Genomic DNA, 21,724 nt, shown 5'->3' with positions numbered 1-21,724 from the left:
GTATGACAGCACCATTGACGGGTCTGACAGCGGCGGAAGTGGCGGAGCGGCAAGCCAGAGGTCGCATTAACCGTCAAGCGAGTGAAAGCAATCGCACCTATGGCGACATTTTGCGGGAAAACCTCTTCACGTTTATCAATGGGGTTTTTGCTTTTATTAGCGTCATTTTGCTCTTTTTAGGTCGTCCGGGGGATGTGGCCGCCATCATCGTGGTGGTGTTTCTCAATGCCATCATTAGCATCCTGCAGGAAATTCGCGCCAAACGGCAGTTGGATGAAATTAGCCTCCTCACCCGTCCCCGTGTCAAGGTGCTGCGCGATCGCCAAGAGGCCATTATTGATCCTGCAGAAGTCGTAGAAGGGGATATTCTCCTTTTGGAGCCGGGGGATCAAATCGTTGCCGATGGCACTGTCGTTGGTGATGGACAGATCCAAGTGGATGAGTCCTTGCTCACAGGGGAGTCGGATCTCATCTCCAAGCAAGCGGGCGATCGCCTGTACTCCGGGAGCTTTTGTGTGCGCGGTGCCGCTGCCTATGTCGCCGAACAGGTGGGGGAAGCCAGTACCGCCCATCAACTGACTGCTGCCGCCAAAACCCACCACCACAAACTCACTCCCCTGCAACGGGAAATTAACCTGATTATCCGCGTCATTCTGGCGCTGGCGGTTTTCCTATGGCTATTGGTGCTGCTCTCGCTATTGGTACGCCTGACCACCCTACAAATGAGTGTGCAAACGGCGGCAGTGGTGGCGGGTCTTGTCCCCGTGGGCTTGTATCTGACAATTACGCTCACCTATGCCTTGGGGGCACTGCGTATCTCCCGTGCCAATGTCTTGGTGCAGCAGGTAAATGCCATTGAATCCCTCAGTGGCGTCGATATTCTCTGCCTTGATAAAACGGGCACACTGACGGCCAATGCCCTTGAACTCCATAGCTGGTACGCCCTCACTGATACAGAGGAAAAGACAAAAGCGGCTCTCGCCACGTTTACCGCCAGTGTTAGTGCTCCGAACCGCACCATTGTTGCCCTCACGGAGGCCTTTGACGGCAGGCCCCAGCCCCTACGCCTCGAAATTCCCTTTTCCTCCGCCTACAAGTGGAGTGCCGCAGCGTGGCATGACTCAGAAGCATTTATTTTGGGGGCACCGGATGTCCTCTTCAAGGCTGAAGACCTCTCCCCTGAGGTGACTGAATTACTCCAGCGGGGACGGCAGCAGGGATTGCGGGTGCTTCTCTTTGCCCGTAGTTGCAGTGATCCTCAATGGGATGAGCGGCAGGAGACTCCCCTCTTGCCCCCAGATCTTGAACCCTTAGCAGTGATTTGGGTGGGCGATCGCCTGCGACCCCAATCCCGCGATGTTTTGCAACGCTTTCAACAGGCTGGAATTCAAATCAAAATTATTTCCGGTGACCATGCGGAAACGGTGGTTGCCCTCGGTAAACAAGTCGGCCTCGATGCGGGGGCGATCGCCATCTCCGGCACAGAACTCGCCGCCATGGATGATCCTAGCTTTGATCAAATGGCCGAGAAAGCCACGGTTTTTGGTCGCATTACCCCCGAGCAAAAGGCGAAACTCGTGACTCGACTGCGTGCCCTCGGGCATCAGGTGGCCATGATTGGCGATGGTGTCAATGATGTGCTGTCCCTGAAGCAGGCCAATGTGGGCATCGCCATGGAAAGTGGCAGTGCCATTACCCGAAATGTGGCTGATATTGTATTGCTTGCGGATTCCTTTGCCGCCTTACCAGCAGCCTTTCGTGAAGGACAGCGCATCTACAACGGCATTCAAGATGTCACGAAGCTCTTTCTGGTGCGGGTGTTTAGCTTTAGTTTGCTTTGTCTAGTCACTGTCATGGCAGGGCGCGCCTTTCCGCTGCTGATTAAGCACAATAGCCTGCTAACCCTGTGGGGAGTGGGTCTGCCGACCTTGGCGGTGGCTTTTTGGGCAGTGCCGGGGCCGCGTCCCCATCGATCGCTGATTCGTTCATTGCTGCACTTTGTCATCCCCGCCACCCTAAGCCTCGCACTGTTGGCCATTTTCATGTACTTGGGGGTGTTGGCACGGGAACTGACGCCCCTTGTGGCATTGCTCCAAGGACGCTTTGATCCAACGCTGTTGAATGGCCGCGAGGTGCTCTTAGAACTAGGGCAGAGTGTGGCGATCGCCCGCACGGCCTTGGTGACGACCCTGATGCTGGCCTCCCTTTGTTTAGTCCTGTTTCTCAAACCTCCCCATCCCACATGGGTTGGCGGTGCGCCTTTAGTGGGCAACTGGCGTTATGTTGCTGTGGTTTTAGCCCTGCTGGCTGCCTTCCTGACAATTAGTTTTTCGCCGACCCTACGGGCAGTGGCTGAGTTGGAACCCCTTTCGTGGTCGCTGTGGGCATTGATTGTACTGATTGTTTTGCTATGGGTGATTTTCCTGCGCAGCTTTTGGCGCTATCGACTCTTGGATCGCTTCCTTGGTGTGGATCTCAGTTAGGCACGAGGGGCGCGATCGCGCTGAATCGAGTAGAGATGGGCATACAATCCCCCTTGGGCGAGGAGTGTCTCATGGTCTCCCTGCTCACGGATTGTCCCTTGATCCAAGACCACAATTTGATTGGCATCCCGAACCGTACTGAGGCGGTGGGCAATCACAATCATTGTGCGAGTACCCGTAATGGAGCGCAGGGCCAGTTGAATTTCCCGCTCCGATTCATAGTCGAGACTTGAGGTGGCCTCATCAAAAATCAGGACATCGGGATCTGCTAAGAGGGCACGGGCAATCCCTAGGCGCTGCCGCTGTCCCCCCGAAAGCCGCAAGCCCCGTTCACCGACAATGGTGCGATAGCCCAAGGGCAACTGCTGCACAAATTCATCCACCCGCGCAATAGCACAGGCCTCATAGACGGCGTCGGCACTGACCTCGGGGTTGGCATAGGTGAGGTTATCCCAGAGGGTGCCATTAAAGACATCCACTTCTTGGTGGACAATGGCCAGCCGGCGGCGATAGGCGCGGACATCGAGGGTTTGAATATCTTGGCCATCAATGAGAATTTGCCCCTGATCCGGCTGGAAGTAGCGAAAGAGAAGCTTGATCAGGGTGGATTTCCCGGAACCCGATCGCCCCACCAAGGCCACCGTTTGGCAGGGTTCAATGAGTAAGTTAATATCCCGCAGAATGGGACGCCCCGGCGTGTAGCTAAACCAAACGTGCTGAAAATCCACTTTGCCCGAAAACTTCAGGCTAGGAATCTCCTGTTGCTCCAGATCAATGGCATCGCGACCGGGGGGCAATTCCATAAATTCATGGAAGCGCAAAATGGAGGCATAGCGGCGCGCAAACACCTCCGACACCTGCGAGAGGGGGGTAATTTCGGCATAGGCCATACTGGCAAGGGTGTAAATCGTAATAAAGTGACCAATGGAGACCCGGCCGGCGATCGTGGCCGCTAGGGAAAACCCCAACAAACTGAAAAGACAGAACTGGACTACGGTTCCCTGCCAAGTAATCAGGTGCATATAGCCGCGATGGATGCGGTCAATGACCATCTTGAACTCGCGATCGAGACGCTGCTGTTGACGAGCAAGTTCACGGGCTTCAGTGGCAAAGGCTTTGACGGTTTTGATATTGGTAATGATTTCTGAGGTGCGGCTTTCTGTGCTTTCGATGTGGCTGTCGAGGATTTCTTCTTTTTGAATAATGCGCCGTAGGGTGTGCAGGGTCAGCACCAAGATCACTGTAAAGGAGAGCAACAGTCCAAGGGCGATCGGCCAATCAAGCCACCAGACAATCAGGCCAATCCCCAGCACCCGTACCAGTTTGGGAATCAGTTGGCCGGCAATCTCAGGATAGCTCCACGTATGGTTGGAAATCCCTTTGCTAACACGGTTGGCAATGCGACCCGGGTTATTTTCCTCAAAGAATTCTAGGGGCAGCGTCAGGATTTTCTCGACGGCTTTGCGAGTGTGGTCGCGGCGGGCAGCCAAGGCAATCCACCAGTGGAACCATACCCCCAGCCACGGTTGAATTGGGGCACGCACCACAGTGGCCAAAAAGACAATACTGCCGAGAACGGTGAGATTGACGCCAAAGGCATTGTTCCAGCCCGTCCATGTTTGCAGCGTATGGGCGATAGCCACCACTGGCGGATCGAGGGGTTGTTGCGAGAGCAGGTTGAGAATTTGACCAATGGCATAGGGCACGAGCAAATCCACCAGTTCGCAGAGACTAGCTGCGGTAATACTAGCGATCGCCATCCCCCGATAGGCGCGGTAGTAACCCAGAATGGAGCGAAACGTGGCCATAAAAACAGGACAAGCACTGTTCCTATTTTAAGATTTCTTAAAATTTTCTGCCGTCGCTCTTGGGTTGAGAATGCCCTTAGACCTTCACAGAGACTGGGGTGCGATTGAGGCGCGTTTCATAGGGGGCACTGGCAATCAGCGATCGCCCCGTCATCTCAGGGGGTTGAGGCAGCCCCAAAATTTCCAGAATCGTCGGTGCAATATCAGCAAGGCAACCATCCTGCCGCAGGGTGACATCCGTGCCATGGCCGGGGATTTTGCGTTTCTCCCCTTCCACCAAAATGAAGGGAACGGGGTTGGTGGTGTGAGCCGTCCAAGGGTTGCCATCCTCGTCAATCATGTACTCAGCGTTGCCATGATCAGCGGTAATCAGCAGCGTGCCCCCCACCTTTGTTGTTGCTTCCACCAATACGCCTACACAGCGATCCACGGTTTCAATGGCTTGAATTGTTGCCGCCAATTGCCCCGTGTGCCCCACCATATCGGGGTTAGCAAAGTTCACCACAATTAGGGCATATTCCTGTTTCTCAATGGCCTCCTTAACCGCTTCTGTTACGGCAGGGGCAGACATGGCTGGCGCTTGATCGTAGGTGGCCACCATTGGACTGGGGATAAGAATGCGATCTTCGCCGGGGAAGGGTTCCTCAAGGCCGCCATTGAAGAAATAGGTGACGTGGGCATATTTTTCCGTTTCCGCTGCCCGCAGTTGCTTCAGGCCATGCTCGGCAATCACTTCCCCAAGGATATGATTGAGGTTTTGGGGCGGGAAGGCGACACCACAGTTAAAGTTAGCATCGTATTGGGTGAAGGTCACGTATTCCAAGGGCGTAATTAGCGTCCGTTCAAAGCCGCTAAAATCAGGGTCAATAAAGGCTTGGGTGAGTTGGCGGGCACGATCGGGACGGAAATTAAAGAACACCACACCATCGCCGGGTTCAACGGCTCCTTCAGCAATGCGCGTGGGAACAATGAATTCATCGCCAATATCTTGGGCATAGGACTTACTGGCCACATCCACCGCCCGCAGGGGTTGAATATTCTCATTGCTGGTCATGACGCGGTAGGCCGCCTCGGTACGATCCCAACGGCGATCGCGATCCATGGCATAGTAGCGACCACTCACCGTCACAATTCGTCCGCAGCCAATGGTTTTCAGGCGTTGCTCCAATTCCTCAAGGACACCTGCGGCATCGCGGGGGGGTGTATCGCGACCATCGGTAATGGCATGAATACAGGCCGGTAACTCATGGCGCTTGGCCAGTTCCACCAAGCCGTACAGATGATCAATGTGGGAATGCACCCCGCCTGCAGAACACAGACCGATAAAATGCAGCTTGCCCTTGCGCTCCTTCACAGTTTGGCAGAGCTTCACAAGGACGGGATTGCTAAAGAGGCTACCATCTTCAACGGCATCGGAAATGCGCACCAACTCTTGGGGAACAATGCGCCCAGCACCGATATTTAAGTGCCCCACCTCGGAGTTACCCATTTGACCCTTGGGGAGTCCCACCGCCTTCCCAGAGGTGCAAATCAATGTGTGGGGGTAGGCTTGCCACAAACTGTCCATGACAGGCGTATTGGCGCTAGCGATCGCATTACCGTAGGTCTCTTCGCGATAGCCCCAGCCATCCAAAATCATCAAAACAACGGGCGCAACAGGAGACGATGCCATGTGAATGCCCTACCTTAAACTTCTCTGGGAAATGGTGTAAATTGTACAACCTCGCAAATGATACCATTCTCCACCGCGAGAGACAAATTGGGTAGCTTCTGCTACAGTCCGCACGCTGGATCAATTCTGAATCCATAGATAGATCTATCCTAACGGATCAACGATGGCCAAATGTTGAAAACTGTTACAGATGCGGCTTTTCGGGATTAAATCCTTGAAGACAAAAAATTGCCGTGATAGTATCCAAGCTGTTGTTTGTTAGCCAAAATTGGGAGTCGTCCGTTGTCACTTCGGGTAGCAGTGGTCGGTGGTGGTCCAGCGGGTTCCTCAGCCGCCGAAACCTTAGCCAAAGCCGGAATCCAGACCTATCTCTTTGAACGTAAATTAGACAATGCCAAGCCCTGTGGCGGTGCGATCCCCCTGTGCATGGTCAGTGAATTTGACTTGCCGCCGGAAATCATTGACCGCCGCGTGCGCAAAATGAAGATGATTTCCCCCTCCAATATCGAGGTGAACATTGGCCATACCCTCAAAGACCACGAGTATATCGGTATGTGTCGCCGCGAAGTCCTCGATAGCTTTATGCGCAATCGGGCAGCGGATTTGGGCGCCAACTTGATCAATGGCACCGTCTTTAAGCTGGAGCAGCCCGCCACCAGCGATCAGCCCTACACCCTCCACTATGTCCAAGAGGATGGCACAGCTCAGACCCTTGAAGTGGATGTGGTGATTGGTGCCGATGGGGCAAATTCCCGCATTGCCAAGGAAATTGATGCCGGCGATTACAACTACGCCATTGCCTATCAGGAGCGCATCCGCCTGCCTGAGGACAAAATGGCCTACTACAACGAGTTGGCAGAAATGTACGTGGGGGATGACGTGTCCCCTGACTTCTATGCATGGGTTTTCCCGAAATATGACCATGTGGCCGTGGGTACCGGCACCATGAAGGTCAACAAAGACCGCATTCGGGAGCTGCAGGCGGGAATCCGCGCCCGTGCTGCTGCCAAACTGGAAGGGGGGCAAATTATTAAAGTGGAAGCTCACCCCATTCCTGAGCATCCTCGGCCGCGGCGGGTGGTCGGTCGCGTGGCTCTGGTGGGAGATGCAGCCGGTACGGTCACGAAATCTTCAGGGGAAGGCATTTACTTTGCCGCCAAGTCAGCCCGCATGTGCGCTGAAACGATTGTTGAAACCTCCAACAGCGGTCGCCGTATCCCCACCGAAGCAGATCTCAAGCTGTACCTGAAGCGCTGGGACAAAGCCTACGGCATGACGTACCTAGTGTTAGATCTGTTGCAACGGGTCTTTTATCGCTCCGATGCCACCCGTGAGGCCTTTGTGGAGATGTGTAGCGATATTGATGTACAGAAGCTCACCTTCGATAGCTACCTCTACAAGACGGTGGTGCCGGCTAATCCCTTAGTGCAGTTGAAAATTACGGCAAAAACGATTGGTAGCCTGATGCGGGGCAATGCCCTTGCGCCCTAAGTGAGTTTCGGATCCGCCCTCGCCTCTAGAGGGCTTGGATCCACTCATGAATGCTGTACTCTGTCCACACCTGATGCTGCCAGTAGGGGTCGTTTTCAATCAATTGGCGCACGGTCTCTTCGCTATCCGCCTCGTAAATGGCAAAAAAGTAGCGCAGGTCTTTCGTAGGACCAATGGTGATGAGCACCCCTTGGGCTTTTTGAACCGCAAGGCCGTCGAGGTGTGCTTGGCGATGGGGGGAACGCCGTTCAAGGACATCTTCACAGTAGCGTCCCCAAGCCACAAATTTGGTCATTTGATCCTCCTAGGCTTGTTCGGCAGCCAGTTGTGCCAGTTGTTCCTGCTGATCACGGCTAATGCAGGCTTGGATAATTGGTTCTAGATCCCCTTCTAGGACACTGCTGAGGCTAAAGTTTTGTCCTAAACGGTGATCGGTGACGCGGTCATCTTTGTAGTTGTAGGTGCGAATTTTTTCGGAGCGATCGCCCGTACCCACTTGGGAGCGACGCATTGAGGTAATAGCTTCCTGCTGTTCCCGCAGCTTCATTTCGTAGAGTTTTGCCCGTAGGATTTGGAACGCGCGCTCTTTGTTTTTCAGTTGGCTACGCTCTTCGGTGCAGAAGATGCGAATACCCGTCGGCTTGTGGAAGAGGTCAACGGCTGTTTCTACTTTGTTGACGTTTTGGCCACCGGCACCCCCGGATCGCGCTGTGGTGAGTTCAATATCCTTGGGATCAATTTCTACTTCCACTTCATCCACTTCGGGCATTACCGCCACGGTGGCCGTAGAGGTGTGAACTCGCCCCCCCGCTTCGGTGACAGGCACCCGCTGCACGCGATGGACACCGGATTCAAACTTCAGCTTGCTATAGACGCGATCGCCCTTGATTTCGAGGATGGCTTCCTTGAAGCCCCCCATTTCCGCGAGGGATTCACTGACTAAGCTCACCTGCCAGCCTTGGCTTTTGGCGTAGCGGGAGTACATTCGCACTAAATCCCCTGCCCAAATTCCCGCTTCATCGCCCCCAGCACCTGCTCGAATTTCTAGCATGATGTTTTTATCATCATTGGGGTCACGGGGCAAAAGCAGAATTTTTAGGCGTTCCTCGAGCTCGGCAATGCGGCGGCTGAGATCCGCGACTTCTTCTTCAGCCATCTGGCGTAGCTCGGGTTCATTGACTGCTTCTTTCAGTAGTTGGCGGGCATCCACCAGTTGCTGATTGAGGGACTGCCATTCGTGATAGGCATTCACCGTCTCCTCCAAGGCAGCACGGGAGCGAGCCACCTTCTGAAATTCGGTTGGGTTGACCGCCACATCGGGATCCGCCAAGCGACGGGTCAGTTCCGTAAAGGTTTGCTCGACAGTGCGGAGTTTTTCCAGAAGATAGGCTTCTGCCATAGGAAGGGCGGCGATACTCTAGACTTTGCGGGAGTAGTACTCAACCACGAGGAGTTCATTGACTTGGAGAGCCACCCATTGCCGTTCGACAATACCGGTGACTCTGCCGGTGAGGGTGCTTTTATCCAGTTCCAAGTGGCTGGGAAGATTGGCAAGTCCGGGATTTTGCAGGTTGGTTTCCACCAAGCGGCGCGATCGCTCATTATCGCGAACCGTAATCACGTCCCCCGGACGGCACTGATAGCTGGGAATAGAAACGCTGCGACCATTGACCAGAATATGGCCATGATTCACCAGTTGGCGGGCGGCTGGAATCGTTGGTGCCATTCCAAGGCGGAAAACGGTGTTATCCAGCCGCATTTCCAGTAACTGTAGAAGGGTTTGCCCCGTGGAACCACTGACCCGACGGGCCTTACGCACATAGCGCACCAGTTGCCGCTCCGAAACCCCGTAGTTGAAGCGCAGTTTTTGCTTTTCGTCAAGGCGCAGGGCATATTCCGAGCGCTTTTTGCGGGCTTGGCCGTGTTGACCAGGGGGATAGCTCCGCTTGGGGGCTTTGCGGGTGAGACCAGCCAGTTCACCCAGACGACGGACAATTCTCAAACGAGGGCCACGATATCGAGCCATGCAACTATACCCAACCTACAGTGATGATGGTGTCCAACCAAAAATGGGCAAGAAATAGACTGATGTGCCGAGGGCAACTTAATCAGCTTGCCTAGTATATCAAGGGGCTGGGCGCGATCGCAACCCTAGGACGAGGATTTCTAGAGCAAACGCATAGTAGAAAAGTAAGCCAATCGTTTGTGGGAATGTCACCATGCCGACCCTCTGCCGGTCTGCTCGACCACGTCAAAACCCTACAAGACCCCCGCGCAGAACACTTGCTAGAGCATCAACTCCTTGACATCATTGGTCTGACCATCTGTGCCGTCCTCTGTGGTGCAGAGGTGTGGGTGGAGATTGAGGACTACATGACTGGACTGTAGTGTACGATAAAGACTTAATCTCGTCCCCATCGTAGCTGGCTTCCGCGTCGCGGTGGAAAATCGACAGGTGCGGGGAGTCCATGTCGCTCACCTTTTAGGTAGAGCGCGGGACTGATAGCTCCCTGAACCCCTCATTAAGTTAGAGCAACAGGTGTAACCCAATCTCTTCGATGGAACTGATCCAAGCTGCCCTGCCGGCCTTTTTGCGGGGAGCACTAAATACACTCATTTACTGTGGCATTTCCTTTCCGCTAGCGGTGTTGCTAGGCATTGTCCTCGCCGCCATGAGCACCTCCCCCTTTCTGTTTCTGCGCTGGCCAGCACTTGGCTTTATTGAGCTAATGCGCAATACCCCCATGATCACCCAACTGCTCCTGCTCTACTACGGCGTCGGTGCAGTATTAGCCCAGATGAATCTTGCGACTTGGGTGAATGCGTGGACAGCGGGGGTGACAGCCCTGGCGCTCAACTATGGCGCCTATGAAGCAGAGGTCTTTCGTGCGGGTCTGCAAGCGGTGGATGTGGGGCAACGGGAAGCGGCTCTCTCCCTAGGCATGAGTCAACAACAGGGATTTGTGCGCATCATTTTGCCCCAAGCCATTCAAATTGTGATCCCACCCCTCGTCAATGACTTTATCTACATGCTCAAGGATTCGGCCATTGTCAGTGTGATTGCCGGCGTGGACTTAACCTCAGTGATGCGGGTGTGGGTGATTCGCAACAGTAGCCAGCCATTTCCTCTGTATGCGCTGGCCTTAATTCTCTACCTGCTAATGAGTTTGCCGATCGCGTGGTGGGGACGGCGTTTGGAGCAGCGGCTAAAGGCTAAAATATCTTAAGGTCTGCACATTCTGGAGCCGCTTTCCCTGTGAGCGATCGCCTGCACCTGACCCACTTACCCAGTCTCGCCACAGAACGGGATGGCCAAGATGTTATCCGAGGTCTGACTCAGCAACCCAAGTCTCTTCCCTCCTACTACTTCTACGATGCTGCGGGATCACGCCTCTTTGAGCAAATCTGTGAGCTGCCGGAATACTACCCCACCCGTACAGAATTGGGCATTTTAGAGACCGCCGCCGGGGCGATCGCCCAACTCACGGGCGCCTGTGAACTGGTGGAACTTGGCAGTGGCAGCGATCGCAAGATTCGCCTTCTCCTATCGGCCTATGCCCACGTACAACCTCGGCTTTACTATCGTCCCATTGATGTCAGTGGCTCAATCCTCAAAACCAGTGCCATGGCTCTTCTTGCCGACTATCCGCAGCTCAGTATTCATGGTCTTGTCGGCACCTATCAAGTGGGCTTAGAGCACCTACCGCCCCCCTTGGCACCTCGGCGCTTGCTCTGCTTTCTCGGTAGCACCATTGGCAACCTCTCCCCCAGCGAATGCCAGACCCTTTTTCAACAGATTCATCAGGTTCTTAGGGACGGGGACTATTTCCTGCTGGGCGTGGATCTGATCAAAGACACGAGTATTTTGCTCCCTGCTTACAACGATGCCCAAGGGGTGACGGCTGCCTTTAACCGCAATCTCCTCCATCACCTCAACTGGCGCTTTCAAGGAAATTTTCAGCCCGCAGCCTTTGCCCATCGCGCCATCTATAACCCGATTGCCCAGCAAATTGAAATGTATCTCGATTCACAGCAGCGGCAAACCGTTACCTTGGCTGCCCTTGATTTTCAGTGCACTTTTACTGTGGGTGAACCGATTCTCACCGAAATTTCCCGCAAGTTTGATCTTGCTGCCCTCAAGGCGGCATTAACGGCTGCTGGATTTCGATGGATCAAGGCCTTTACCGACCCTCAGCAGTGGTTTGCCCTCTGCCTCTGCCAGGTTTAGAGCGAAGGTCTTTGGAATAGGTTAGAATCAGGGAGAAAAGCCGCCTTCGTGGCTCAGGTTGCGGCGTTGATAGCTCAGCGTGGAAGGATTCTATGCCCATCGGAGTACCCAAAGTCCCCTACCGGATGCCCGGTGAACCCTACACCCAGTGGATTGACATCTACAACCGTCTCTATCGCGAGCGGATTATTTTCCTTGGTAAAGAAGTCGATGATGAGATTGCCAACCAAATTGTGGCGGTGATGCTCTACCTTGACTCCGAAGATCCGGGCAAAGACATCATGCTCTACATCAACTCCCCCGGTGGCTCCGTCACCGCTGGCATGGCAATCTATGACACGATGCAACATATTAAATCCGATGTCGTCACCATTTGTGTGGGTCTGGCTGCCTCGATGGGGTCTTTCCTCCTTGCAGCCGGTACCAAAGGCAAACGGTTGGCACTACCCCACTCCCGCATCATGATTCACCAGCCCTCTGGTGGTACCCGTGGCCAAGCAACGGATATTGAGATCGAAGCTCGCGAAATTTTACGGGTACGGCGACAACTCAATGAGCTATACGCCTACCATACCGGCCAGCCCCTCGAAAAAATTGAGCGGGATATGGATCGTGACTTCTTTATGTCCGCCGAAGAGGCAAAAAACTACGGCTTGATTGATCGGGTGATTGAGGAGCGTCACAGCTAGTTTGCTGGCACATTGGCTGAGAGTTCAAATGAACATGAGGTTGAACATGTTGCAATTGCTCAAGTCGGCTATCGGCATTCCCCTTGTGATGGGTGGCATCCTTGTCCTAGGAGCAGGTCAACCAGTGCGTGCCCAAGGCGCCAGCCCGCTGCCTCCGGAAATGATGAAGACCATGGTTGAGCAGCTGAGTGATTCCTTGGCAAAATATGTGTCACGGGCAAGTTGTACAGATATCGCCCAGTTGCTCAAAATGCTACCCACCAATGGTACTAACCCAGCTCCCGATTCCGGTTCCATCATCGGTGCTGCTATCCTGTCAGTCAGAAATAATCCGGAGCTGCAAGGGATCATTGTCTCGCGAGTGGGGCCACCGCTGGTCAGTAAAGTTGTGGAATGCAACATGATTTCGGCGGATCTACTGCTGAAGGTCATGAGTCAATCCCCCTCCAACCCCTAAAAGGAGCAACCCATGACTTGGCGTGCCACGACCACTGCGTTAGATCGTATCTTTGCCAGCTTAGCGTATCTGCTGCCGCTCTTCTACGTCATGCCCTTTGGTGGCTTTTTGTTTGATTTGTTTCCACCACTGCAAGCACTGGTGTTAGTGGTTTTACCGGTAGCCTTGATCTACTCCATTCCCTTTGCTGGCCTAATTGTTTTTATGCTGTTGTACCTGCTGGTGGTGCGCAACAGTCGTATCAGCCTTTTTATTCGCTATAACACGATGCAGGCACTGTTGATGGGGATTGTGCTGTTTATTGTCCAACTACTGGTACAACTGCTGGTCCGCGTTGCTAGTTTTGACCTGCTGATTAAAGTGCTCTTCAACTTTGTCTTTATTGCCACGGTGATTGGCGTCATCTATGCGGTGGTGCAGTCTGTACGCGGCATCTATGCCGAAATTCCCACGCTGTCGGATGCCACAAAAAGCCAAGTGTTTTAGGGGATGCGAGGGAGTCCCTCATCCCGTATGATCAGAAGGTGACGCTACGAAAAACGACAACATCATGGAAACACTCAAAATTACCGTTTATATCATTGTGACCTTCTTTGTCCTGCTCTTTGTTTTCGGGTTCCTCTCGGGTGACCCAGCTCGTAACCCTAAGCGTAAGGATCTCGAGTAATCCTCGCCAAAGGGGGTGGGCATCGGGTAACGTAACTAGGCAGTGGTCGTGAGGAAGTTTGGCCGTTGTTGTTTTTACCCCTTTTTGCTAGTCTGCCCCCCCCGACACAACCCGCAGAAATTACTGAGGTCAGCGGCGCATCACAAGCGGAGCTACTTGGAACAACGGTAGCCCCTGATCTCAGCAGTACAAAGCCGATCAGCCCTAGGCTAACACCGGATTTTACAGCCCCCCTCCGTCTTGGGGAGGCCAATGCTGAAACGCCCGTTGTCCGTGATCAACCCTTAGAGGTGACGGCCGATCGCCAAGAGTTTGATCTGATGCGGCGATTATTTAATGCCATTGGCAATGTTTTCCTCCGATTCAAGGAAGCCGAACTCACCGCTGATCGTATTCAAACCGATATTGACGCCCAAATTCTGGTGGCGGAAGGTAATGTGACAATTACGCGCGGCGATCAAGTCCTGCAGGGCGATCGCTTGGAATATAACCTCAGACTCGATCAAGGCTCTCTCACGAATGCTCGCGGCGTCGTCAATACCGCTAGGGTGGATCAAGACCTGAGCCTGACCCGCTCTCCTAGCCCCCCACCCCTTAGCCCTCTCCCCGGTCTTGACGAACAGGGCACAGATCCCCAAGCCGAAGTGACAGAAACATTTGATCGGTTGCGCTTTGAGGCCGATCGCCTAGAGTTTGATGGCCGCCGCTGGTTTGCTACCAATCTACGGATTACCAATGACCCCTTTAGTCCACCAGAACTGGAGGCACGGGCTCAGGAAGCAACAGCAGAACCCCTCAGTGCCGATGAAACCCTGCTCAAGGTACGACGGGGTCGTGTGGTCTTTGATCAGCGGGTGGCCTTACCCATTGTGCTGCGGCGGTTTGTTGTAGGTCGTCCCTACGAAGTGTTGCCCTTTGAGTTTGGCTATGATGAACAAGATCGCGGCGGCGTATTTCTCGCCTATCGCTACAGAGCGATCAACACTCCCAATACCCAAATCACCTTCCTGCCATCCATTTATTTAGAACGGATCATCAACAATGACTTTGATGTTTTTGATGCTAAAAGCTACGGGGCGGCGATCGAGCTAGGCCATCGGTTCACGCCGCAGACTCGTGTGCGCGGTTACGGCTTCTTGAATACGCTCAACCCTAACGACTGGCCGAGTACGTCACGCGCAGGGGTAGACTTGTTCTACAATTTTGATGCCCGCAATCTCCTAACTGTTTCTGCCCTTTATCGCCAACGGGTTTTTAATCGTTCCCTTGGGGAGCAAGAAATTACCAGTAGCTTTGGCGGCACGTTCAGTGGTACAGGTATTCCCTTAACTCAGGGCCTAGCACTCAGTTATCTTCTGGGAGGTCAATACGTCACGGCAGCCAGTGATGATCCCTCCCTACCCCCTAAGCCAAGCCTAGGTCGTCTTCAAGCTGCCGCAAGTCTTAACTGGGTGATGCCCATTTGGCGGGGCACTCCCTTGCCGCCGACGCGAACCCAAGGCCTGCGCTATAGCCCCCGTCCTGTCCAACCCTTCTTGCAGTTCTATGGCCAGGTAGGCGGTGTAGCGAACTACTATACCAATGGCAGTACCCAACCCGCGTTAGTTGCAGGGGCAGGGTTTCGGGGTCAAGTGGGTCATTTTTCTCGTCATTGGTTTGACTACACCAGTTTTGATGTGGGATTTACACAGACATTGAGTGAGCCATCCTCCCCCTTTCTCTTTGATCGGATTACTGATTTTAGTGTGCTCAACGTGGGATTGTTGCAGCAGATTTACGGGCCGCTGCGAGCGGGTGCCCAAATGCAAATTAATGTGGACACAGGGAGAGTTTTTGATACAAACATTATTGTGGAATATAGCCGTCGCACCTATGGGGTGATGTTTCGCTATAACCTCGATCGCCAGTTGGCGACGATTCTTTTGCGCATTAATGGGTTTAACTGGCGCGGCAATGCTGATCCCTTTTCCAGTCCCGGACTGGGTACGGCGACCGATGGTGTGATTCGCTCCAATTAGGAGGATGCTTCTATGCCAACACCCAATGTACGTGTTTTTCCAGATTTGGCTGCCCTGACGGCGGCGGCAAAGCAGTTTGTGCTTGAGCAGGCCACTGGGGCGATCGCCCAACGGGGACAATTTACGCTTGCCCTTGCCGGCGGCAACACGCCTAAACCGTTGTATGAAAGCCTTGTCTGTGCGGATACCCCTTGGTCACGGTGGCACATTTTCTGGGGGGATGAACGCTATGTTCCCCTCGATCATCCCGACAGCAATGCGGGGATGGCCTTTCAGGCGTGGCTCAATCATGTACCGATTCCCAAAAATCAGATTCACCCAATGCCAACGGCGGATGCGGATCCGCAGACCGCTGCCGATCGCTATGAGCAAATCCTGCGCCAAACCTTTGGCATCCGTGAAGGAGAAGTTCCCAGCTTTGATCTGATTTTGCTCGGTATGGGACCCGATGGCCATACGGCCTCCCTGTTTCCCCACACAGCAGCGCTGACGGTGGGCGATCGCTTGATTACCGTGGGCAACAAGGATGGCCAGCCCCGCCTCACCTTCACAGTGCCCCTGATTAACCATACCCGTCAAATTCTCTTTCTCGTGACGGGTGCCAATAAACAAACTGCCCTACGTCATATTTTCTCTGGGACAACTGATCCCCATCTCTATCCAGCACGGCTGATTACTGGCAATGCCCTTTGGTTTTTGGATGCGGCGGCGGCTGAGGGTGTCGTTGCAAACGCCTAGGCTGTGGGTCTGCCCCGTTCGTGAATGGCCTGAATAATTGCAGTATTGGCTTTTGGAAAGGGAAACTGCTCCAATTCCTCAGGGGTCACCCAACGGATGGCATCGCACCCCAAGGGCTGAGGACTTCCTGAAAGATACTGGCAGTAATAGACATGGAGCGTCACCCGAAAATGGGTGTAGGCATGATCAATGTCAATCAAATGCTCACCAACACTAATCTCAATGCCCAATTCCTCACGAATTTCCCGCTGAATACACTCCTGAACCGTCTCATTGGGTTCAATTTTGCCCCCCGGAAACTCCCATAGTCCCCCCAATAGACCTGTTGGTGGCCGCCGATCGATGAGAATCTGACCTGCCGCATTCCAAATCACCGCGACACCAATCTTTTTATGGGGTAAGGGGGAACGGCTCATTTTGCGAGGAATCTCATGGGTTAACTGGTGGCGATGCGCCAAGCAATGATCTTGCCAAGGACAAGCATGACACAGGGGTTGGCGGGGTGTACAGATGGTTGCCCCCAGATCCATCAGGGCTTGATTAAAATCGCGGGGGGCTTGGGAACACAGCAGTTGCGCCGACCACTGCCAGAGTTGGGCTTCCGCTTGCTTGGGGGGGATCGTGAGTCCATAGAGACGGGCAAGCACCCGTTTGACATTGCCATCGAGAATCGGCTGGGGCTGATTAAAGGCAGCACTGAGGATCGCACCTGCGGTACTGCGACCAATTCCCGGTAACGCCACCACGGCCTCGTAGGTGCAGGGAAATTGCCCCCCATGATCGGCCATGATCTGTTGAGCCGCGCGGTGCAAATGGCGTGCCCGTGCATAGTAGCCCAATCCCTGCCACAGTTTCAAGACGGTTTCCAAATCGGCAATCGCTAAGTCGGCGATCGCGGGAAAGGTGGCTAGCCAACGCTGATAGTAGGGAATCACCGTGGCCACTTGGGTTTGCTGCAGCATGATTTCTGAGACCCAGATGGCATAGGGATCGCGCGTGTGCCGCCAAGGTAAATCCCGCCCCTGCTGCTGATACCACTGTAAAAGTGCAAAACGAAGGGCAGGTAGTGTATACCCGCCCCCACGGTCCTGTACCGTTGGCATGGGTTATTTGCTGTCTTCCCCTTGGGCAGCCGCTTGCAGCGATCGCTCGAATTCAAGACGTTGCTCGGCACCGCGCAAGAAGTAACCACTCATCATTGCCGAAGCCAAGAGACGCCCAAGGTGCTCCCGATTCGTGGTAATGGAAACCTCAAACCCCTCCGGTGGCAAGTAGCCCAGCAGGTTGCCAATGTGGCGTTCCATCACAATGGCCATTTCCGGCGACGCGGGACGGGACAGGCGAGCCACCACTTCTGCATCCAAACTTTGCAGATAGTTCCAGAGGGAATCAGCACTTTCTTGAAGATTGCGAGGGTTCATGGTTGGCTCCATAGAGTGTCCTCCCAAAAAGGTAGTCTGGCCAACAGGTCAGCGTGCCTGTGATAGCCTAGTTTTAATCTAGCAAGGGTGAATTTTAGGTGGGGGGTGGGAGAACCGATCTCCCAAGGTCTCATTTTCCGTCCCCGTTTTTATTATTATTTAGTTAATAAAAATAGGGTTGTTCTGGGTGAATTCCTATGACGGAACGTGATTTGTTTGACCTTGCACCCTACATTGATCATACCCAGCTTGACCCCTTGGCAACCCCAGCAGAGATTGAACGGTGTTGTGCCGAAGCCGAACAGTGGAAATTTGCCGCCGTCTGTGTCATGCCCGTGTGGGTGAAGACCGCAGTCCAGTTGCTCCATCGCACACCCGTGAAAGTGTGTACCGTCATTGGCTTTCCCAGTGGTGCCCACACCAGTGCCACGAAACTCTATGAGGCGCAGGAGGCGGTTGACAGTGGGGCAACTGAGTTGGATGTGGTCATTAACTTGGGTTGGCTCAAGGAGGGCAACACCGAGGCCGTCTATCGCGACATCGCCCAAATCTGCGCGGAAACGGGGGTAACCGTTAAGGCAATTTTGGAAACCACGGTGCTGACAGAGGAAGAAAAACAACTGGCAGTGGATATTTGCTTGGACGCGGGGGTGGCTTTCCTGAAAACCAGTACCGGCTGGCGCGGTGGTGCCACGGTTGCGGATGTGCGTTTGCTCAAGCGCTTGAGTCGCGATCGCGTCGGCATAAAGGCCTCTGGCGGCATTCGTACCCGGGAGCAAGCCCTTGAACTCATTGATGCCGGGGCTACCCGCTTGGGCACCTCCCGTAGTCTCGACTTGATGCAGGTTTAGCTATTCCCCTGTAATCGCAAGGGGACTCACCCACACGGACGGACAACAACCGTAGGGGGTCACTTCAACCTCAGTGCCCAGATGGAGGATATTTTTCAGCAGACTGCGAATGTCCCCGGCCACGGTGGCCGCTTCAATGCTGATGGCTTCGCCGTTACGCAGTAACCAACCGTCAAAGGGGAGGGAAAATGAGCCTTGAAGGGCTTTCACGCCCGCGTGGAGGGCATGGAGTTCATCAATCCAAACAAGGCCATCGGCGCGATCGCCCCCTTCACCCGCTGGGACATCGTAGAAGTGACCACTCACTGTCACCTTTGCCCCTAAGTTGGCATGCCCCGTGGGCTGGGTTTGAAAGCGACGCGCCGTACCGGCACTGTGGTAGAGACCCGTGAGAATCCCCTGCTCAATTAAAGGGGTGCGGCGGGTGGGGGTACCTTCGCCATCAAAGAGGGGTTGACCGACATTTTCAGGGTGGCGAGCGTCATCATAGATGCTGAGAAGGGGGCTGGCGATCGCCTGATGGAGGGACTCCGGCGTCGAAAGGCTTTGACGATCCAAAATGTTTTGGGCATTAAAGAGATTGCTAAAGGCATTGAGCAGGCTGAGGAAGGCGGCGGGTGAAAAAAGAATGGGGTACTGACCCGAAACAATGGGTTCATAGGCTAAGTGGCGAATGGTTTTGTCGGCCACTTCATCAATGCAGCCCGCAATGTCTAAGTGCTCAAGATCGGGACTGATGCGAATGGCACCCGCACTGCGGGGTTTGCGACCCGCCTCATCGGTTTTGCTGTAGAGATAGAGCGTGGTTGTGGTGGTGGTTTGCTGGCGATTGGCACCCTCACTGTTGAGATAAAACCGTTCTAACCGTCGCTGGCTCAGGCCATTGTAGGGCACACTGGCGATCGCTGGGTGGCGTTCCAAGAGGTCTCGTTCCGCAGCAATCAGTTGATCCAAGAGGGTTTTCGCCGGGGCAAGGGGCACATCAGCCGTCGTTAGCGTCGTCTCCCCAAGGGGCGCTGTGGCCAAGGGACTAAAGTCGGGAATGTCCTCGGTGACGCCAAAGGCACTGGCTTCTTTGGCCATTTCTAGGGCTGTTTCCAGACCGCGATCGTCCAATTGGGTGGTGCTGGCAACCCCTAGGCGACCCGTTGAGTTCCACACCCGCACGGTAATTCCCGATCGCTGGGAGGCCTTCACCTGTTTGGGTTCTCCCTGCTGCACTTGGACACTCACCTCATCCACATGGGAGCCACCAAGGTCAAATTTCTCAATACCAAGGCGGTGGGCGATCATCACGACCCGCTCGTGGAGGGTGGATGCAGGGGTCAAGGTTACCGTCATGGTGTTCGGTTCAATGTAATTAACAAATCTTAAAACCATTCTAGCCCTATCCTCGGCGTGGTGGGCGATCGCCTAGGTGGGTTAAAAATCACATCGTTTCTCGCTAAGATTTTTGGAGCAATGTTGATCGCGAGAAGGGAGCCATGGTGCAACCATCCTTGGGGCTTGATGGTGACGGCGAGTGGTTGGGGGGAAAATCGCCCCAGTGGTCTGAGCGCCGCGCCCGCCTTGAAGAATTAATTGTGACACTGCGGGTTGCCGATGAATTGGCGGCTGGTAAATACTTGATTACCAGTGGTGAATTGGCAGAATTGATGGATGTGCACGCCAGTGCCGTCACCAGTCGCGGTGAAGAATGGACATGGCGCAATTGGCAGATTTCGCGGGTGCGCCGTGAAAGCAACCAAATTCTCTGGCAATTGGAACGCATTGATGTCGCCAAAGAGCAGTCCTCAGAATTGCCCCCGACGTAGTTTGCGAGCGAATCATGGATCTGGAATTTCCCCTTGAGTGTTTTGAGTACGACTTGAGTGCTACAGCCTTAGCGCACTTTCTCAATGCCGATCAGTTGGCCGTGGATACGGAAACCATGGGCTTGAATATCCCCCGCGATCGCCTGTGTCTGGTGCAGGTGTGTGACCCCGAGGGGCAAGTGGCCGTTGTCAAGATTGGTCGTGGCCAAACCGAAGCCCCCCACCTTCAGCAACTCCTAGAGCACCCCCGCATTACCAAAATCTTTCACTACGCCCGCTTTGATTTGGCCACCTTGCGCTACCATTTGGGGATCCGTGTTCATCCCGTTTTCTGCACCAAAATTGCCAGTAAGATTGCCCGCACCTATTCCCCCCGCCACGGCCTTAAGGATTTGGTTCTGGATCTGCTGGGGGTAGAAATTGATAAATCCGCGCAAAGCTCCGACTGGGGGAATGCCATGGCACTGCGGGAGGATCAAATCCGTTATGCCGCTAATGATGTGCGCTATTTGATTCCTCTGCGGCAGCAGCTCACGGCCATGCTGAAACGGGAAGAACGCTTTGAGTTATTCCAAACGGCTCTGAGTTGTCTACCCGCGATTGTCGATCTGGATTTAGCGGGCTACACTCAAGTCTTTGAGCACGGCTAGGAATGGGTCAATGGTCGAAACAGAAGTTGGCTGGCCACGCTGACACCGCTCATTAAAGGCGCACGCATCGCAGTATTTCCGAATCTGGGCTGGGGGCACTTGGGGCAGCTCCTGTCCTTGCTCATAGGCTTGTAACCATTGGCGCAGTTGGCTAAGGCACTGCTCTAGGGTATGGTGGATTTGCTGGTGGATCGCCTCACTGTAGGGAAAGGTGTAGAAATTTGCCCCCTTTTCTCCTTGGGCAAACCAGTAGGTCATGGAAATCTCGCTGGGGGGGTAGGGACTGGTGGCTGCCAGGAGATAACAGTAAAGGCGAGTCTGCCAATGACGGGCTAAGGTGTCTGGGGCGGGCAGATGGGCATAGGTTTTCCAATCGAGGATCTGCGCTTGCCCTTGGCCAAAAATCACGTAGTCATACACGCCCACAAGGGTGAATTCCTGCCAGCCCAGACTGCGGACATGCTCTGCTTCCCCTTGGCCCTCGATCATCGGCGGTGGCATGGTTTGAAAGGCCGCAAACCACGGTTGTAATTCGGGCTGCGCCTCAAGAATTGGGCGGATATCGAGTCCTTGAAAGTGCTGTTGCATCAGGCGGTGGAAGTCGCGACCCTGCTTTTGGGCAGTGGTTTCCGTTAATTGTGTGGCCTCTGGCAGTATCAAGCTGTCAAGATAGCGGTACTGATATTGCCGTGCACAGGTTTGCAGGGTGCGCAGATGGGCTTGGGAAAGTTGCATAG

Annotated in this window: 23 protein-coding genes; 14 read left to right on the top strand and 9 right to left on the bottom strand. The window is 54.2% G+C overall.

Annotated features, from left to right (window positions below):
• The first annotated feature begins 2 nt into the window (after positions 1-2).
• Positions 3-2,483 carry an HAD-IC family P-type ATPase gene (locus M0644_RS12010; RefSeq protein WP_286625861.1) on the top strand — a complete coding sequence of 827 codons (2,481 nt, stop codon included), beginning with the start codon at positions 3-5 and terminating at the stop codon, positions 2,481-2,483.
• On the opposite strand, the gene M0644_RS12005 is transcribed toward M0644_RS12010, so the two are convergent.
• Both M0644_RS12005 and gpmI read right to left on the bottom strand, forming a co-directional pair.
• On the bottom strand, positions 2,480-4,291 hold the full coding sequence (locus M0644_RS12005; RefSeq protein ID WP_149821157.1) for an ABC transporter ATP-binding protein: 1,812 nt from the start codon (positions 4,289-4,291) through the stop codon (positions 2,480-2,482). The two genes, M0644_RS12010 and M0644_RS12005, sit on opposite strands and share 4 nt — an antisense overlap.
• Positions 4,292-4,367: 76 nt before the next feature.
• On the bottom strand, positions 4,368-5,963 hold the full coding sequence (gene gpmI / locus M0644_RS12000; protein WP_286625859.1) for a 2,3-bisphosphoglycerate-independent phosphoglycerate mutase: 1,596 nt from the start codon (positions 5,961-5,963) through the stop codon (positions 4,368-4,370).
• Positions 5,964-6,245: 282 nt separating this feature from the next.
• Here gpmI and chlP point away from each other — a divergent pair, with 282 nt between their 5' ends.
• Entirely contained in the window at positions 6,246-7,454 is a 1,209-nt protein-coding gene (gene chlP, locus M0644_RS11995; RefSeq protein WP_149821152.1) for a geranylgeranyl reductase, read from the top strand.
• Between the two features lie 25 nt (positions 7,455-7,479).
• Here chlP and M0644_RS11990 read toward each other — a convergent pair whose 3' ends face one another.
• Genes M0644_RS11990 through rpsD form a run of 3 tightly spaced genes read right to left on the bottom strand, consistent with a single transcriptional unit; the run spans position 7,480 to position 9,480 of the window.
• Complete coding sequence (locus M0644_RS11990; protein ID WP_149821150.1) at positions 7,480-7,749, bottom strand: YciI family protein; 270 nt, start codon at positions 7,747-7,749, stop codon at positions 7,480-7,482.
• Between the two features lie 9 nt (positions 7,750-7,758).
• Positions 7,759-8,853, bottom strand: a complete 1,095-nt coding sequence (prfA, locus tag M0644_RS11985; protein ID WP_149821148.1) for a peptide chain release factor 1 — start codon at positions 8,851-8,853, stop codon at positions 7,759-7,761.
• 18 nt (positions 8,854-8,871) lie between these two features.
• Positions 8,872-9,480, bottom strand: a complete 609-nt coding sequence (gene rpsD / locus M0644_RS11980) for a 30S ribosomal protein S4 (protein WP_181495092.1) — start codon at positions 9,478-9,480, stop codon at positions 8,872-8,874.
• 185 nt (positions 9,481-9,665) lie between these two features.
• On the opposite strand from rpsD, the gene M0644_RS11975 reads away from it, so the two are divergent.
• From M0644_RS11975 to pgl, 9 genes are all read left to right on the top strand, one after another.
• Complete coding sequence (locus tag M0644_RS11975; protein WP_149821145.1) at positions 9,666-9,842, top strand: transposase family protein; 177 nt, start codon at positions 9,666-9,668, stop codon at positions 9,840-9,842.
• A 170-nt stretch (positions 9,843-10,012) separates the two neighbouring features.
• A complete protein-coding gene (locus M0644_RS11970; protein WP_149821143.1) occupies positions 10,013-10,681 on the top strand; it encodes an amino acid ABC transporter permease in 669 nt (222 codons plus the stop codon).
• Between the two features lie 29 nt (positions 10,682-10,710).
• Positions 10,711-11,682 (top strand): L-histidine N(alpha)-methyltransferase, encoded by a 972-nt coding sequence (egtD, locus tag M0644_RS11965; protein WP_149821141.1) that lies wholly within the window; start codon positions 10,711-10,713, stop codon positions 11,680-11,682.
• A gap of 92 nt (positions 11,683-11,774) precedes the next feature.
• Positions 11,775-12,371 (top strand): ATP-dependent Clp protease proteolytic subunit, encoded by a 597-nt coding sequence (locus M0644_RS11960; RefSeq protein ID WP_149821139.1) that lies wholly within the window; start codon positions 11,775-11,777, stop codon positions 12,369-12,371.
• Positions 12,372-12,417: 46 nt separating this feature from the next.
• Entirely contained in the window at positions 12,418-12,828 is a 411-nt protein-coding gene (locus M0644_RS11955; protein ID WP_190278096.1) for a hypothetical protein, read from the top strand.
• Positions 12,829-12,840: 12 nt separating this feature from the next.
• On the top strand, positions 12,841-13,314 hold the full coding sequence (locus M0644_RS11950; protein WP_286625855.1) for a Tic20 family protein: 474 nt from the start codon (positions 12,841-12,843) through the stop codon (positions 13,312-13,314).
• Between the two features lie 64 nt (positions 13,315-13,378).
• Positions 13,379-13,495, top strand: coding sequence for a photosystem II reaction center protein I (locus M0644_RS11945; protein ID WP_286625854.1), 117 nt, complete (start codon positions 13,379-13,381; stop codon positions 13,493-13,495).
• A 68-nt stretch (positions 13,496-13,563) separates the two neighbouring features.
• Positions 13,564-15,513 (top strand): DUF3769 domain-containing protein, encoded by a 1,950-nt coding sequence (locus M0644_RS11940; protein ID WP_286625853.1) that lies wholly within the window; start codon positions 13,564-13,566, stop codon positions 15,511-15,513.
• Between the two features lie 12 nt (positions 15,514-15,525).
• Positions 15,526-16,251 (top strand): 6-phosphogluconolactonase, encoded by a 726-nt coding sequence (gene pgl, locus M0644_RS11935; protein WP_149821133.1) that lies wholly within the window; start codon positions 15,526-15,528, stop codon positions 16,249-16,251.
• Here pgl and mutY read toward each other — a convergent pair.
• Together mutY and M0644_RS11925 are read right to left on the bottom strand one after the other, a co-directional pair.
• Positions 16,248-17,354, bottom strand: coding sequence for an A/G-specific adenine glycosylase (gene mutY, locus M0644_RS11930; protein WP_149821131.1), 1,107 nt, complete (start codon positions 17,352-17,354; stop codon positions 16,248-16,250). The genes pgl and mutY overlap by 4 nt on opposite strands.
• A 3-nt stretch (positions 17,355-17,357) precedes the next feature.
• Entirely contained in the window at positions 17,358-17,672 is a 315-nt protein-coding gene (locus tag M0644_RS11925) for a DUF760 domain-containing protein (RefSeq protein ID WP_226971964.1), read from the bottom strand.
• Between the two features lie 197 nt (positions 17,673-17,869).
• Between M0644_RS11925 and deoC the strand changes: the two genes are divergently transcribed.
• Complete coding sequence (gene deoC, locus M0644_RS11920; RefSeq protein ID WP_149821126.1) at positions 17,870-18,523, top strand: deoxyribose-phosphate aldolase; 654 nt, start codon at positions 17,870-17,872, stop codon at positions 18,521-18,523.
• Here the strand turns inward: deoC and M0644_RS11915 are convergent, their stop codons facing one another.
• The gene (locus tag M0644_RS11915) at positions 18,524-19,816 is read right to left on the bottom strand and encodes a TldD/PmbA family protein (RefSeq protein WP_286627194.1); all 1,293 of its coding nucleotides are present in this window, start codon (positions 19,814-19,816) and stop codon (positions 18,524-18,526) included. It lies immediately after the preceding gene.
• 191 nt (positions 19,817-20,007) lie between these two features.
• Here M0644_RS11915 and M0644_RS11910 point away from each other — a divergent pair, with 191 nt between their 5' ends.
• Both M0644_RS11910 and M0644_RS11905 read left to right on the top strand, forming a co-directional pair.
• On the top strand, positions 20,008-20,337 hold the full coding sequence (locus M0644_RS11910; protein ID WP_149821125.1) for a hypothetical protein: 330 nt from the start codon (positions 20,008-20,010) through the stop codon (positions 20,335-20,337).
• A 14-nt stretch (positions 20,338-20,351) separates the two neighbouring features.
• On the top strand, positions 20,352-20,987 hold the full coding sequence (locus M0644_RS11905; protein WP_286625852.1) for a ribonuclease H-like domain-containing protein: 636 nt from the start codon (positions 20,352-20,354) through the stop codon (positions 20,985-20,987).
• On the opposite strand, the gene M0644_RS11900 is transcribed toward M0644_RS11905, so the two are convergent.
• The gene (locus M0644_RS11900; protein WP_286625851.1) at positions 20,952-21,722 is read right to left on the bottom strand and encodes a PD-(D/E)XK nuclease family protein; all 771 of its coding nucleotides are present in this window, start codon (positions 21,720-21,722) and stop codon (positions 20,952-20,954) included. The two genes, M0644_RS11905 and M0644_RS11900, sit on opposite strands and share 36 nt — an antisense overlap.
• Between the last annotated feature and the right edge of the window lie 2 nt (positions 21,723-21,724).

The sequence above is a fragment of the Thermosynechococcus sp. B1 genome (genome assembly GCF_030322985.1).
In the GTDB taxonomy this organism is placed as follows: domain Bacteria; phylum Cyanobacteriota; class Cyanobacteriia; order Thermosynechococcales; family Thermosynechococcaceae; genus Thermosynechococcus.
The sequence above is the reverse complement of the archived record's forward strand: the minus strand, read 5'-3'. Positions and strand labels throughout refer to the sequence as shown.

Excerpts from the sequence above, each read along its gene's own strand:
- pgl (WP_149821133.1), top strand. The coding sequence starts at position 15,526 with ATGCCAACACCCAATGTACGTGTTTTTCCAGATTTGGCTGCCCTGACG.
- prfA (WP_149821148.1), bottom strand. The coding sequence starts at position 8,853 with ATGGCAGAAGCCTATCTTCTGGAAAAACTCCGCACTGTCGAGCAAACC.
- M0644_RS11910 (WP_149821125.1), top strand. The coding sequence starts at position 20,008 with ATGGTGCAACCATCCTTGGGGCTTGATGGTGACGGCGAGTGGTTGGGG.
- M0644_RS11905 (WP_286625852.1), top strand. The coding sequence starts at position 20,352 with ATGGATCTGGAATTTCCCCTTGAGTGTTTTGAGTACGACTTGAGTGCT.
- M0644_RS11915 (WP_286627194.1), bottom strand. The coding sequence starts at position 19,816 with ATGATCGCCCACCGCCTTGGTATTGAGAAATTTGACCTTGGTGGCTCC.
- M0644_RS11960 (WP_149821139.1), top strand. The coding sequence starts at position 11,775 with ATGCCCATCGGAGTACCCAAAGTCCCCTACCGGATGCCCGGTGAACCC.
- M0644_RS11925 (WP_226971964.1), bottom strand. The coding sequence starts at position 17,672 with ATGAACCCTCGCAATCTTCAAGAAAGTGCTGATTCCCTCTGGAACTAT.
- M0644_RS12005 (WP_149821157.1), bottom strand. The coding sequence starts at position 4,291 with ATGGCCACGTTTCGCTCCATTCTGGGTTACTACCGCGCCTATCGGGGG.
- M0644_RS11950 (WP_286625855.1), top strand. The coding sequence starts at position 12,841 with ATGACTTGGCGTGCCACGACCACTGCGTTAGATCGTATCTTTGCCAGC.
- M0644_RS11990 (WP_149821150.1), bottom strand. The coding sequence starts at position 7,749 with ATGACCAAATTTGTGGCTTGGGGACGCTACTGTGAAGATGTCCTTGAA.
- M0644_RS12010 (WP_286625861.1), top strand. The coding sequence starts at position 3 with ATGACAGCACCATTGACGGGTCTGACAGCGGCGGAAGTGGCGGAGCGG.
- M0644_RS11900 (WP_286625851.1), bottom strand. The coding sequence starts at position 21,722 with ATGCAACTTTCCCAAGCCCATCTGCGCACCCTGCAAACCTGTGCACGG.
- M0644_RS11975 (WP_149821145.1), top strand. The coding sequence starts at position 9,666 with ATGTCACCATGCCGACCCTCTGCCGGTCTGCTCGACCACGTCAAAACC.
- M0644_RS11955 (WP_190278096.1), top strand. The coding sequence starts at position 12,418 with ATGTTGCAATTGCTCAAGTCGGCTATCGGCATTCCCCTTGTGATGGGT.
- rpsD (WP_181495092.1), bottom strand. The coding sequence starts at position 9,480 with ATGGCTCGATATCGTGGCCCTCGTTTGAGAATTGTCCGTCGTCTGGGT.
- M0644_RS11970 (WP_149821143.1), top strand. The coding sequence starts at position 10,013 with ATGGAACTGATCCAAGCTGCCCTGCCGGCCTTTTTGCGGGGAGCACTA.
- M0644_RS11945 (WP_286625854.1), top strand. The coding sequence starts at position 13,379 with ATGGAAACACTCAAAATTACCGTTTATATCATTGTGACCTTCTTTGTC.
- gpmI (WP_286625859.1), bottom strand. The coding sequence starts at position 5,963 with ATGGCATCGTCTCCTGTTGCGCCCGTTGTTTTGATGATTTTGGATGGC.
- mutY (WP_149821131.1), bottom strand. The coding sequence starts at position 17,354 with ATGCCAACGGTACAGGACCGTGGGGGCGGGTATACACTACCTGCCCTT.
- deoC (WP_149821126.1), top strand. The coding sequence starts at position 17,870 with ATGACGGAACGTGATTTGTTTGACCTTGCACCCTACATTGATCATACC.